Here is a 12,933-nt window from a genome sequence, read left to right on the forward strand (position 1 = left end):
GGTGGCCGAGGCCCGATCACTCGCCGAACTGCGCCTGCGCGTTCGACAGCAGCTCTTCCATCGTCATCTGGCCGTTGTAGACGCTGACGAGGTTGGGCTGGATGTAGCTGTCGAGCTTCTGCCAGTTCTTCGTCATGTAGAGGGGGACGGTGTCACCGAACGCAGCCTCGAAGACGGACTTCACCTGGTCGCGGTACTTCTCGTCGATCGACTCGAAGTACAGCGGCTGCGACGACGTGCGTGCCGGGTAGGAGCGGCCGGACGACGCGATGTAGTCCTGCGCGTCCTCGCCGAGCAGCGAGCCCATGACCTTGAGCGCGGCCTCGGGATTCTTGCAGTTGGCCGAGATGCCGTAGCCCGAGCCGAGGATCGGACCGGGGTTGCCGTCGACTCCGGCGGGCAGCGGGACCATGCCGGCGGCGAAGCCCGACTCGTTGTCGAGGTAGCTCACCGCGTTCCAGGTGCCGTCGACGGCCATGGCCGCGTTGGCGCCGGTGTACTGGTTCTCTCCCCACCCCGTGTCGGAAGCGGAGGCCACGGGTGCGGCGACCTTCTTCTCGGTCACGAGCTCGGCGTACCAGGTCGACGCGTCGACGAAGGCCTTCTCATCGATGTGCAACGTGCCGTCCTCGGAGGCCGGCTGCGTGGCGGAGTAGGCGATCGGCATCGACATCCACTGGTAGCCGCCCATACCCATGCCGAAGCCGTACTTGCCGTCCTTGGTGGCGTCGGCGGCGATCTTGTCGAAGTCGTCGAACGTCCACCCGATCTCAGGGGTTGCGGCGCCGGCGGCGGTCAGCATGTCCTGGTTGTAGTAGACGAGCATGGTGGCGACGTCGAACGGCACGCCGTAGGTCTTGCCCTCGAAGCTGAGGATCCCGTCGGCGCTCGGATTGAAGTCGGCCCAGTCGATTCCCGCCGTCTTCAGGTCGGCATCGCTCAGCTCGCGGAAGCCGCCGGTGTAGCCTCCCAGCTGCGCGCCGCTCATGCCCGTGACGCACGCCATGTTGCCGCTGGCCATGTTGGTGGTCAGCTTCGTGAAGAAGTCGCTCCACGGCGACGTCTGCAGCTTGATCTTGATGTCGGGGTTCTGCTCCTGCGCGAACGCGACCTGCGCCTCGAGGGCGTCCACGTCCGACTCGCTCCCGGCCCACATGTCCACCACGATGGTGTCGCCGTCTGCCGAACCACCCGTGCCGCTGCCGCTCGCGCAGCCGGTCATCGCGACCGCGACGCCGGCGACGGCGACCACAGCCCCTACACGCAACTTCTTCATTGAATGCCTCCTGGAAAGGGAACCGGTTAATTCGCGGGTCGAAGTAACCTAGTAGGATTTCGTATGAAGTTACCGTTTCATACTTCGCAAGTGGCCGCAAGCCGAACATCCGATGTTTATCGGAGCTTGATAATTCGTAACTCCCGGGAAACACGACGAACCCCCGCTACGCTGACGATGCTCCGACAGGAAAGTGCTCTCATGACGAACTCCGCTGACACCGCCGTCGACGATCCGCACACGCGACGCATCCTCGACCTCGTCGCCCGCGGTGAGGCGCGATCGCGTTCCGAGCTCGCCGCCTCGCTCGGCGTGGCCGCATCGACGGTCGGTCTCCGCGTGCAGTCCCTGCTGGATGCCGGCGTGCTCAGAGAAGCCGGAGACGGCACGTCACGCGGAGGGCGGCGCCCACGTGTCCTTCAGATCGCGGCGGACGGCTTCGTCCTGTCCGCTGACCTCGGCGGCGGACACGCCCGCATAGGCAGGCACTCCCTCAGCGGTGCCCTCCTGGACAGTGAATCCATCGCCGTCGATGTCACCGAGGGACCGCAGGCCACCCTGGATCGCCTGGCGGTCGTGTTCGACCGTCTCCTGTCCTCGGGGAGGATCCATGCGATCGGGATCAGCCTCCCCGGTCCGGTCGACATCTCCACGGGATCCGTCGACCAACCCTCGCGGATGCCCGGATGGCCGGGGTTCCGCGTCGGCGAGCACCTCTCCGCGCGCTACGGGGTCCCTGTCGCCGTCGACAACGACGCGAACCTCGCCGCGCTCGGCGAGCACCGTGAGCGTTTCGGCCACGCCGGTCACAGCATCACGGTGAAGGCGGGAACCGCCATCGGCAGCGGCATCATCGTGGACGGGCACGTGCACCGCGGCGCCACGTCGGCCGCGGGCGACATCACCCACACGCGCATCGACGGCAGCGGCGACATCCCCTGCTCCTGCGGAAACACCGGATGCCTGGAAACCGTGGCGAGCGGGGCGAGTCTGGTCCGACAGATGCGCGAGCGCGGGAACGACGCCGTGCGCACGACGACCGACGTGCTGAGCCTGGCGCGCGACGCCGATCCCCTCGCCACGACTCTGGTCCGAACCGCCGGCACCCACCTGGGTCAGGCACTCTCCGGGGTCGTGAACTTCTTCAATCCGCACGCCGTGTTCCTCACCGGCAGCATGAGCGCATCCGAACCGTTCATCGCGGCCGTCCGCAGCCGCGTCTACGAGGCCTGCCACCCGCTCGCCACCCAGCGACTGCGCATCGAGTCCGCGGCGACGGGCGCCGACGCCATCCTGCACGGCGCGGCCCGACTCGCGCTCGAGGGCATGGACATCCCCGTGGCGGCCGCCTGAGCCACCGCCACGGTGCAGATCAGTCCTCGATCAGGGTCAGCTCGATCACGGGGACCAGCACATCGGGTCGACGCACCGGGAGGTGGACGGTCAGAGTCCCCTCGGCCTCGCCTGCGGGTGTCATGAGATCCGCCTCGCGATCGGGGTCGGACACGCTCGTCTGGAGCCAGGATCCGTCGTTGAGCAGCCGGACGTACGACACCTTGCCCGCGAGCTCCGGGAGGTGGACGAAACCCATGGGCCAGCTGAAGAGGCTCAGGTAGAGCCGGTTCCCCCTGCGCGTGTAGACGCCCTCACGCGGTGGGGTGAAGGCCGCGTACCCCGCGCCGACCACCGCGTTCCGGTGCAGGCGCATCCACTCCCCGATCTCCGCCAACGTGCTCGCATCCCGCGGAGCGATCGCCCCACGCCCGTCCGGGCCGATGTTCAGCAGCATGTTGCCGTCCATCGAGACAGAGTCGACGAGCATCTGCACGAGCAACGTCGACGACTTCTGGTCCATGTTGTCGCGGTGGTAACCCCACGATCCGTTCAGCGTCTGGCACGCCTCCCATGTGAGGGGAACGCCGTCTCGCACGATCGGCGCGGTGGGCTGATACTGCTCTGGCGTGACGAAGTCCGCGGGGATACCCAGACGATCGTTGACCAGCATGTTCGGCTGCAGCTCCCGGCACAGAGCGAGCAGTGCCTCCGCATCCCAGTCCCCGGGGCCCTTGCCTGCCCACCCGTCCTTCTCCTCCGGGTAGGTGAAATCGAAGAAGAGGTAGTCGATGTCGCCATACTCCGTGAGGAGCTCGCGCACCTGACCGTGGAGGTAGGCGCGGTATGCGGCCATGTCGCGGCCGGCGTTCAGCTCATGAGCGTTCTCATCGTCGCGACGCGGGTGGTTCCAGTCGATCGTGAAGTCGGGGTGATGCCAGTCGATGACCGAGTGGTACAGGCCGACTTTCAGGCCTTCCGCCCGCAGCGCGTCGACGTACTCGCGCACCAGGTCACGTCCGGTGTTCGCGACCGAGGTGAAGTCGGTCAGCTTCGAATCCCAGAGGCAGAAACCGTCGTGGTGCTTCGTGGTGAGCACGACATACCCCATGCCCGTCGCTTTCGCCGTGCGCGCGAGTGCTGCGGCATCGAAGAGATCCGGATGGAAGTGCTCGAAGTACTGACGGTAGTCCTCGTCCGTGAGCCGCTCGTAGTTCTGCACCCACTCGTGCCGTGCGGCGGTGCTGTAGAGGCCGAAGTGGACGAACATGCCGAACCGAGCCCGGTCAAACCATTCCTGTCGCATACCTCCCATCCTGGCACAGACATCCGATGTTTAGAGAGTGGATGGACCTGCTCGACGCAGAACGGGCGCCCCCGAAGGGACGCCCGTTCGTTCGAAGATCGAATCAGCGCGCGGCGCTGCCGTCGATGTAGTCCTCGTCCTGCTGCTTCCAGGCGAAGAGCGAGCGCAGCTCCTTGCCGGTGACCTCGATGGGGTGCTGCTCCTCCTTGGCACGCAGCGCCAGGAACTCCTCGGCCCCGTTGTCCTGGTCGTCGATGAAGCGCTTGGCGAAGGCGCCGGACTGGATGTCGGCCAGCACGCCCTTCATGCTCTCCTTGACGCGCTCGTCGATGACGCGCGGGCCCGAGACGTAGTCGCCGAACTCGGCGGTGTCGGAGATCGACCAACGCTGCTTGGCGATGCCGCCCTCCCACATCAGGTCGACGATGAGCTTGAGCTCGTGCAGCACCTCGAAGTACGCGATCTGCGGCTGGTAGCCCGCTTCGGTGAGGGTCTCGAAGCCCGCCTGCACGAGGTGGCTCACACCACCGCAGAGCACGGCCTGCTCGCCGAACAGGTCGGTCTCGGTCTCTTCGGTGAACGTCGTCTTGATGACGCCGGCCCTGGTGCCGCCGATGGCCTTCGCGTAGGAGAGCGCCAGGTCCCAGGCCTTGCCCGATGCGTCGCGCTCGACGGCGATGATGTCGGGGATGCCGCGGCCCGCGACGAACTCACGACGCACGGTGTGGCCCGGAGCCTTCGGGGCGACCAGGATCACGTCGACGCCCTCGGGAGCGTCGATGTAGCCGAAGCGGATGTTGAAGCCGTGGGCGAACGCGAGCGTCTTGCCGGCCGTGAGGTTCGGCGCGATGGACTCGCTGTAGATCGTGCGCTGGTGCTGGTCCGGCGCGAGGATCATGATGACGTCGGCCCACTCGGTGGCCTCGGCGACGGTCTTGACCGGGAAGCCTGCCTCCTCGGCCTTGGCTGCCGACTTCGAGCCCTCCTTGAGGGCGATCGCGACCTCGACACCCGAGTCGCGAAGGTTCTGCGCATGGGCGTGGCCCTGCGAGCCGTAACCGACGATGGCGACCTTCTTGCCCTGGATCAGGGACAGGTCTGCATCGGCGTCGTAGAAGATCTCGGTGCTCACTTTGTGTTTCTCCTTGATTGTGGTTCGTATAGGTAGAGGGGGCGCATCAACCGCGCAGCACGCGTTCCGTGATGCTCTTGCCACCGCGGCCGATGGCGAGAAGACCGGACTGCGCGATCTCCTTGATGCCGAAGGGCTCGAGCGCGCGGAGCATGGCATCGACCTTGCCCTTGTCGCCGGTGACCTCGATCACGAGCGCGTCGGAGGCGTAGTCGACCACGGAAGCGCGGAAGAGGTTGACGACCTCGATCACGTTCGAGCGGGTGGCGTTGTCGGTGCGAACCTTCACGAGCATGTGCTCGCGCTGCACCGACGTGGCGAAGTCGAGCTCGACGATCTTGATCACGTTGATCAGCTTGTTGAGCTGCTTGGTGACCTGCTCGAGCGGGAGCTCATCGACATCGACGACGACGGTGATCCGGGAGATGCCAGGCACCTCCGTCACGCCGACGGCGAGGGAATCGATGTTAAAGCCGCGGCGGGCGAAGAGGCCGGCCACACGGGTCAGAAGGCCGGGGGTGTTCTCCACCAGCAGGCTCAGCACATGGGTCGACATGGATCAGTCCTCCTCGTCGAATGCGGGCGCGTGCTCGCGGGCGTACTGGACGTAGCTGTTGCTGACTCCCTGCGGCACCATCGGCCACACCATGGAATCGGCACTCACCACGAAGTCGATCACCACAGGCCGATCGTTCGTCTCGAGTGCGAGCTTGATGGCGGCGTCGACCTCTTCCTCCTTCTCCACACGGATCGCGAGGCAGCCGTAGGCTTCGGCGAGCTTCACGAAGTCGGGGATGCGGATCGTTCCGTGACCGGTGTTGAGATCGGTGTTCGAGTGACGTCCGTCGTAGAACAGCGTCTGCCACTGGCGCACCATGCCCAGCGAGGAATTGTTGATGATCGCGACCTTGATCGGGATGTTGTTGATCGTGCAGGTCGCGAGCTCCTGATTGGTCATCTGGAAGCAGCCGTCGCCGTCGATCGCCCAGACCGGACGATCGGGCTCGGCGACCTTGGCACCCATGGCCGCCGGCACCGAGTAGCCCATCGTTCCGGCACCGCCGGAGTTCAGCCAGGCGTTCGGACGCTCGTACTTGATGAACTGCGCAGCCCACATCTGGTGCTGGCCGACTCCGGAGGCGAAGATGCCCTCCGGCCCGGTGAGCTCGCCGATGCGCTGGATCACGTGCTGAGGAGCGAGCAGACCGTCGGTCGTCGGCGCGAATCCCAGCGGGAACTCGGTACGCAGACCGTCGAGGTACGACCACCACTCCTCGATGTCGGGCTTCGTGTCGGCCGTCGCGCCACGGAACGCCGCGTCGAGGTCGGTGAGCACGTCGCGCACATCGCCGACGATCGGCACGTCGGCCGTGCGGATCTTGGAGATCTCCGCCGGGTCGATGTCGACGTGGACGACCTTCGCGTTGGGTGCGAACAGCGCCGCCTTACCCGTGACACGGTCGTCGAACCGCGCACCGAGCGAGACGAGGAGATCGGCCTCCTGCAGAGCGAGCACAGCGGGAACCGTGCCGTGCATGCCGGGCATGCCGAGGTGCTGCGGGTGCGAGTCCGGGAAAGCACCACGGGCCATCAGCGTCGTGACGACCGGGGCGCCGGTGGACTCGGCGAGTTCGAGGAGTTCTGCGGACGCCTTGCCGCGGATCACGCCGCCACCCACGTACAGCACCGGCTTCTTGGCTTCGGCGAGAAGGGCCGCCGCGGCCTGGATCTGCTTCCCGTGCGCCTTGGTCACAGGACGGTAGCCGGGCAGGTCGATCTTGGGCGGCCACACGAAGGGCGCGGTCGCCTGCTGCGCGTCCTTGGTGATGTCGACCAGCACCGGACCGGGGCGCCCGGTGCCGGCGATCTCGTACGCCGCAGCGATCGCGCCCGGGATGTCCGCCGCGTCCTTCACGAGGAAGGAGTGCTTGGTGATCGGCATCGTGATGCCCACGATGTCGGCCTCCTGGAACGCATCCGTCCCCATGAGGGTCGAGAACACCTGACCGGTGATCGCGAGCATCGGCACCGAATCCATGTAGGCGTCGGCAATCGCGGTCACGAGGTTGGTCGCGCCGGGACCGGAGGTCGCGATGCACACGCCCACCTTGCCGGATGCGGACGCGTACCCCTCGGCCGCGTGCCCGGCTCCCTGCTCGTGACGAACCAGGATGTGACGGAGCTCGGAAGCGTCCATCAGCGGGTCGTAGACGGGGAGGATGGCCCCGCCAGGAAGCCCGAACACGTCGGTGACGCCGAGCAGCTCGAGCGAGCGGACCACGGCCTCAGCGCCCGTGATCTCCGGTGCGGCAGGTTGACGGGCGGGCGGCCTCGGCACGGCCGGGGCGGAATCAGCAGTCATGACTTTCCTTCTGATGATCTGTGGAGGACGCCGGATGTCCGATCGGCCGGGTTCCTGAGCCTGTCGATGGATCAGCCGGTGGTCGCTCCCTCGGCGGCGGACCGCACGAGGCGCGAGTACTTGGCAAGAACGCCTCGGGTGTAGCGCGGGGGAAGCGGCTCCCAGCCAGAGCGGCGGGAGGCGAGCTCTGCCTCGTCGACGAGTAGATCGAGAGAGCGAGCTGCGATATCGACCCGTATCAGATCACCATCGCGCACGAAGGCGATAGGACCTGCGTCCACCGCTTCGGGTGCTATGTGGCCGATGCACAGGCCGGTTGTGCCGCCTGAGAATCGTCCGTCCGTCAAGAGTAGTACATCTTTTCCGAGTCCAGCGCCCTTGATGGCCGCGGTGATCGCGAGCATCTCCCGCATGCCCGGTCCACCCTTGGGCCCCTCGTAGCGGATCACGATCACCGTGCCGGGTTCGATCTCGCCCTCGGCCACGGCATCCATGGCCGCGCGCTCGCGCTCGAACACGCGGGCCGGTCCCTCGAACACCGCCGCGTCGAAACCCGCCGTCTTGACGACGGCACCCTCCGGGGCGAGCGAGCCGTGCAGGATCGTGAGCCCGCCCGTGGCGTGGATCGGGTTGTCGAACGTGTGGATGACCTCGCCGTCGATCGGCTGCGGGTCGAGGTCCGCGAGGTTCTCGGCGAGCGTCTTGCCGGTGACCGTGAGCGCGTCGCCGTGCAGGAGGCCCTCGTCGAGCATGGCCTTCATGATCACGGGGATGCCGCCGTGGCGGTCGACGTCGTTCATGACGTACTTGCCGAACGGCTTCATGTCGGCCACGTGCGGGACCTTGTCGCCGATGCGGTTGAAGTCGTGAAGACTCAGCTCGACCTCGGCCTCTCGCGCGATGGCGAGGAGGTGGAGGACGACGTTGGTCGAGCCGCCGAGGGCCATCGCGAGGGCGATCGCGTTCTCGAACGCCTCCTTGGTGAGGATGTCGCGCGTCGTGATGCCCTGACGGAGCAGGTTGACGACGGCCTCGCCCGACCGATGCGCGAAGTAGTCGCGACGGCGGTCGGCAGCGGGCGGCGCGGCGGAGCCCGGCAGGCTGAGCCCGAGTGCCTCGGCGACGGAGGCCATGGTGTTGGCGGTGTACATGCCGCCGCATGCTCCCTCTCCGGGAGCGATGGCGCACTCGATGCGCTTGAGGTCTTCCTCGCTCATCAGGCCGGCACGGCAGGCGCCGACCGCCTCGAACGAGTCGATGATCGTGACGTCCTTCTCGGTGCCGTCGGAGAGCTTGACCCAGCCCGGCGCGATCGACCCGGCGTAGAGGAAGACACTCGACAGGTCGAGGCGGGCGCTGGCCATGAGCATGCCGGGGATCGACTTGTCGCAGCCGGCGAGCAGGACGGAGCCGTCCAGGCGCTCGGCCATCATCACGGTCTCGACCGAGTCGGCGATGACCTCGCGGGAGACGAGTGAGAAGTGCATCCCCTCGTGGCCCATCGAGATGCCGTCCGAGACGGAGATGGTTCCGAACTGCAGCGGGTACCCGCCGCCGGAGTGCACGCCCTCCTTCGCCCCCTGAGCAAGACGGTCGAGGCTCAGGTTGCAGGGAGTGATCTCGTTCCAGCTGGACGCGATGCCGATCTGCGGCTTGTCCCAGTCGGCGTCGCCCATGCCGACGGCACGGAGCATACCGCGGGAGGTCGTGGCCTCGATGCCGTCGGTGACGACGCGGCTGCGGGGCTTGATGTCGATGGGCGCGCTGCTGGAGGGATCATGCGAGGACATGACGGAAGTCTATTGCCGCCGAGAGGCACGTTCGTCCGCCAACGCCTCCAGAAGCTCGGCGATCTGTTGTGGAGAGTCCACACGAAGGGTCGCGGCGCTCTCCCCCGGCCCGACCCGGACGCCGAGGTCGCCGGGCTGCAGCACACGCATCGCATCCTCGTCCGTCACATCGTCGCCGGCGAAGAGGATCCCGGTAGCGTCGAACCTCTCGCGGAGAGCGGCCATCGCCGCGTCCTTGCCCTCCGTTCGCGACGAGAACTCGAGCACCCTGTGGCCCGAACGCCGTCTCCAGTGCGGGAACCGCTCCGCGACGAGGGCATCGATCTCGGCGAAGACGCGCTCCTCGGTCTCGCGGTCGGCACGACGGGTGTGCACGCCCAGGCCGAAGGTCTTGGGCTCGAACTCGGCGCCTTCATATCGGTCGATGATCGGCTTCGCCGCCGCCCACAGCTCCTCACGAGCACCATCGTCCGTCGGCTCGCCGGGAGCATCAGCGTCGCCCTCCCCCGGGAACCAGTACTGGGCGCCGTGCGATCCGGCCAAGGCGATCGCGGAGTCGTCGGTGTGCTCCGTGATGACACGGAGGTCATGCATGCTGCGTCCGGAGACGTAGGCGACGACAGTGTCCGGAAGAGCGGCGAGGCGGTCGACCTGGACGGCGACTTCGGGAAGGGCTCTGGCGGCCATCGGATCCGGGACCAGCGGCGATGCCGTGCCGTCGAAGTCGAGCGCGACCACAAGCCGTGCAGTGCCGGCCAGAGCGCTCAGGTCGTCATCGGCTGTTCCAGGGGTCCAAGGGCGCGTCACGGATTCTCCAATCGAAGGGGGCTCTCCCAGTATCGCGGGCCGTGCGCGGGCTCAGCGACCGCGCACCTCCGCCAACGCGGCGAGGAACGACGACGACCACGCGGTCACGTCGTTGTCGAGCACCCGGCGCCGGAGCGAGCGCATGCGACGCGACTGCTCGCCCGCCGGCATGTCCACGGCGGTCATGATCGCGTCCTTGAGACCTTCGATGTCGTGCGGGTTGACGCGCACGGCCTGGCGCAGCTCGTCCGCCGCTCCCGTGAACTCGCTCAGCACGAGCACGCCGCGATTGTCGGCCCTGGTGGCGACGTACTCCTTGGCCACGAGGTTCATACCGTCGCGGAGCGCGGTCACGAGCATGACATCCGCCGCCAGGTAGAGCGCGACCATCTCCTCGCGCGGATACCCCTGGTGCAGGTACCGGATGGCGGAGTGCCCCATGGTGTCGTTGTCGCCGTTGATGCGGCTCACGGCGAGCTCGATCTCGTCCCGCAGGTGCACGTAGGCATCGACCCGCTCGCGGCTGGGACTCGCGACCTGCACCAGTGTCACGTCCTCGACGTTCAGTCGCCCGTCCTCGAGCAGTTCGCCATAGGCCTTGATGCGGTGCCGGATGCCCTTCGTGTAGTCGAGTCTGTCGACGCCGAGCAGGATGCGCTTGGGGTTGCCGAGGCTGGCTCTGATCTCGGCGGCTCTGGCCTGGATGTCCTCCCTGGCCGCGAGCTCGAGGTAGGGCTCGGTGTCGATGGAGATCGGGAAGGCTCTCGCCACCGCCGTCCTGGTCTGCTCGCCCTCCGGCACCGCGACGTGCGAGCCCTTGACCTCGTAGCGCAAGCGGCGGCGTACGGCGGTCAGGAAGTAGGTGGCGTCCTGCGCGCGCTGGAAGCCGATGACGTCGGCGCCGAGGAGTCCGCGCAGCACCTGGTCGCGCCAGGGCAGCTGCGCGTACAGACCGTGAGCGGGGAACGGGATGTGGTGGAAGTAGCCGATGGTGACGTCGGGCCGCAGTTCCCGCACCATCTGCGGCACGAGCTGGAGCTGGTAGTCGTGCACCCACACGGTGCCGTCCTTCGCGACCGCGGCGGCAGCAGCCTCGGCGAAGCGGCGGTTCACCGTCACGTATGCCTCCCACCATTCCCGGTGGTACTGCGGCGGCGCGATCACATCGTGATAGAGCGGCCAGATGGTGTCGTTCGCGAAGCCTTCGTAGTACTCGGCGACCTCCTGAGCGCTGAGCGTCACCGGTATCAGGTCGATGCCGTCGGCCGCGAACGGCTCCAGCTCGACGTCGGCCTGGCCGGGCCAGCCCACCCAGGCCCCGTGCACACTGCGCATCATCGGCTCGAGCGCGGCGACGAGACCACCGGGAGACGTGCGCCAGGTCTCCTCACCTCCGGGACCCACCACCCGATCGACGGGCAGGCGGTTGGCGACGACGACGAAATCTGCTGCGGCCACGAGGGCTCCTCCCGGGGTTTCCCCCAGGCTATCGAGGAACGTCGATCTCCGCGGATCGCGCGTCAGGGGTTGACGCGGGCCTCGCGTCCCCTCTACCGCTGAGGAACCAGTTCGCCACACCCGCGATGAAGGCGATCAGTGCCGCGATCATCGGCAGCAACAGCGCAGCGGGCGTGCCGACGTTCTCGGCGATCTCACCCGCGAAGGCGGCTCCGATGGACTGCCCGACGACGACGCCGGAGCCGAGCATCGTCATGACGGTGGCGGAGCGTCCCCGGGGACTGCGGGCCGCACCGAAACTGTACTGCGTGACGAGAGTGGGACCGATGCCGATGCCCATGATCGCGAGCGCCAGCATCATGGTGCCGGGGGTGTCGACGAATCCGAGCAGCAGCGTGCCCGCCAGCAGGATCCCGGAGAACACGAGCCACCGCGCGCGCATCGAGAATCGCGGGGGAAGCCATGCGACACCGAGTGCGAGGATGGCGGACCCCACGCCCATGACACCGTAGAGGAGGCCGGCCTGCTCCGGCGCCCCGCGGTCGGCCATGAACGACGTCAGCGAGGTGAGCATCGTGCCGAAGAAGATGCCGACGCCGAGGATGCCGACCACCACGATCAGCAGCTGGGGCCGGAACAGCTCGGAGACGGCCGAAGGCGCCTTCCCGTCGGCGTCGCGATCCTGCGAGACGTGTCGACCGCTGGGATGCAGCGCGAAGGCACCCACGAAGACCACGGTGAGGACGGCCGCACCGACCAGCGGAGCCCACGGCGCGATCGCCGACGCCAGGATCCCGACCAGGAACGGCCCGAACACGAACACCGTCTCGTCCGCCGCCGACTCGTAGGCCATCGTGCCCGACACCGTCTTCGCACGGCGGGACTCCGCCATTCGTTCGCTGATGATCGTGACGAGCCGCGACCGTGAGAGCGGAGCGACCTGCGGGGCGCTCGCCCCGATGCCGACGGCGGCGAGCAGCACGAATCCGTCCGGCGCCGTTCCGTAGACGACCACGGTGAACAGCAGAAGCATGGCCGCGTTCGCGACAGCGAGCACCATCAGCACGACCCGCTGCCCGAAGCGATCGGCTGCTGCCCCGAGCAGAGGCCCGAAGCATGCGGTGCCGAGACCCACGGCCGCAGAGGTGAGACCTCCGAGCGAGAGGGAGCCCCGCGCGGAGACGACGACCGTCAGCACGCCGACGACCATCATCGCGAACGGCAGCCGGGCGATGAAGGCGATGAGGAAGTAGGGAAGGCCGGCGAGACGGAGAAGGGTCGGCTCGGCGATTTGCTGCGATGCTGTTGCGCGTGTCATGGCTCTCGCGCGTCGAAGACGCGATGTCGGGTGCCGCCGCTGTCCGCCGGAATGCCGACGGCCGGTAGATACACGGTTGTGCGGCCGCGGGCGAGCCGCGACCAGGCCATGATAGCGGGTGCGCCCGAGTGCCGTCCGTCAGCTCGTTCCCT

Annotated in this window: 10 protein-coding genes; 1 reads left to right on the forward strand and 9 read right to left on the reverse strand. The window is 67.4% G+C overall.

The window, feature by feature from the left end; translation table 11 throughout:
* Positions 1-16 precede the first annotated feature (16 nt).
* Positions 17-1,276 carry an ABC transporter substrate-binding protein gene (locus tag ABRP18_RS09800; RefSeq protein ID WP_218867345.1) on the reverse strand — a complete coding sequence of 420 codons (1,260 nt, stop codon included), beginning with the start codon at positions 1,274-1,276 and terminating at the stop codon, positions 17-19.
* A gap of 201 nt (positions 1,277-1,477) precedes the next feature.
* Between ABRP18_RS09800 and ABRP18_RS09805 the strand changes: the two genes are divergently transcribed.
* Positions 1,478-2,629: an ROK family transcriptional regulator gene (locus tag ABRP18_RS09805; RefSeq protein WP_349884558.1), complete on the forward strand. Its 1,152-nt coding sequence runs from the start codon at positions 1,478-1,480 to the stop codon at positions 2,627-2,629.
* Positions 2,630-2,648: 19 nt separating this feature from the next.
* Here the strand turns inward: ABRP18_RS09805 and ABRP18_RS09810 are convergent, their stop codons facing one another.
* The 8 genes from ABRP18_RS09810 to ABRP18_RS09845 form a co-directional block, all read right to left on the reverse strand.
* On the reverse strand, positions 2,649-3,923 hold the full coding sequence (locus ABRP18_RS09810) for an alpha-L-fucosidase (protein WP_374168939.1): 1,275 nt from the start codon (positions 3,921-3,923) through the stop codon (positions 2,649-2,651).
* A gap of 94 nt (positions 3,924-4,017) precedes the next feature.
* Complete coding sequence (gene ilvC, locus ABRP18_RS09815; RefSeq protein WP_058630555.1) at positions 4,018-5,046, reverse strand: ketol-acid reductoisomerase; 1,029 nt, start codon at positions 5,044-5,046, stop codon at positions 4,018-4,020.
* Positions 5,047-5,092: 46 nt separating this feature from the next.
* Entirely contained in the window at positions 5,093-5,602 is a 510-nt protein-coding gene (ilvN, locus tag ABRP18_RS09820) for an acetolactate synthase small subunit (protein WP_017830816.1), read from the reverse strand.
* Positions 5,603-5,605: 3 nt separating this feature from the next.
* Positions 5,606-7,408 (reverse strand): acetolactate synthase large subunit, encoded by a 1,803-nt coding sequence (locus tag ABRP18_RS09825; RefSeq protein WP_058630554.1) that lies wholly within the window; start codon positions 7,406-7,408, stop codon positions 5,606-5,608.
* A 71-nt stretch (positions 7,409-7,479) separates the two neighbouring features.
* Complete coding sequence (gene ilvD / locus ABRP18_RS09830) at positions 7,480-9,198, reverse strand: dihydroxy-acid dehydratase (protein WP_046748398.1); 1,719 nt, start codon at positions 9,196-9,198, stop codon at positions 7,480-7,482.
* 9 nt (positions 9,199-9,207) lie between these two features.
* Complete coding sequence (gene otsB / locus ABRP18_RS09835; RefSeq protein ID WP_349884559.1) at positions 9,208-10,005, reverse strand: trehalose-phosphatase; 798 nt, start codon at positions 10,003-10,005, stop codon at positions 9,208-9,210.
* Between the two features lie 51 nt (positions 10,006-10,056).
* Positions 10,057-11,463 (reverse strand): trehalose-6-phosphate synthase, encoded by a 1,407-nt coding sequence (locus ABRP18_RS09840; RefSeq protein WP_058630553.1) that lies wholly within the window; start codon positions 11,461-11,463, stop codon positions 10,057-10,059.
* Positions 11,464-11,491: 28 nt separating this feature from the next.
* Positions 11,492-12,781 carry an MFS transporter gene (locus tag ABRP18_RS09845; protein WP_058630552.1) on the reverse strand — a complete coding sequence of 430 codons (1,290 nt, stop codon included), beginning with the start codon at positions 12,779-12,781 and terminating at the stop codon, positions 11,492-11,494.
* Between the last annotated feature and the right edge of the window lie 152 nt (positions 12,782-12,933).

The sequence above is a fragment of the Microbacterium sp. WHRI 7836 genome, from assembly GCF_040223885.2.
Classification (GTDB): Bacteria; Actinomycetota; Actinomycetes; order Actinomycetales; family Microbacteriaceae; genus Microbacterium; species Microbacterium oxydans.

Excerpts from the sequence above, each read along its gene's own strand:
- ABRP18_RS09800 (WP_218867345.1), bottom strand. The coding sequence starts at position 1,276 with ATGAAGAAGTTGCGTGTAGGGGCTGTGGTCGCCGTCGCCGGCGTCGCG.
- ABRP18_RS09805 (WP_349884558.1), top strand. The coding sequence starts at position 1,478 with ATGACGAACTCCGCTGACACCGCCGTCGACGATCCGCACACGCGACGC.
- ABRP18_RS09810 (WP_374168939.1), bottom strand. The coding sequence starts at position 3,923 with ATGGGAGGTATGCGACAGGAATGGTTTGACCGGGCTCGGTTCGGCATG.
- ilvN (WP_017830816.1), bottom strand. The coding sequence starts at position 5,602 with ATGTCGACCCATGTGCTGAGCCTGCTGGTGGAGAACACCCCCGGCCTT.
- ABRP18_RS09825 (WP_058630554.1), bottom strand. The coding sequence starts at position 7,408 with ATGACTGCTGATTCCGCCCCGGCCGTGCCGAGGCCGCCCGCCCGTCAA.
- ilvD (WP_046748398.1), bottom strand. The coding sequence starts at position 9,198 with ATGTCCTCGCATGATCCCTCCAGCAGCGCGCCCATCGACATCAAGCCC.
- ABRP18_RS09845 (WP_058630552.1), bottom strand. The coding sequence starts at position 12,781 with ATGACACGCGCAACAGCATCGCAGCAAATCGCCGAGCCGACCCTTCTC.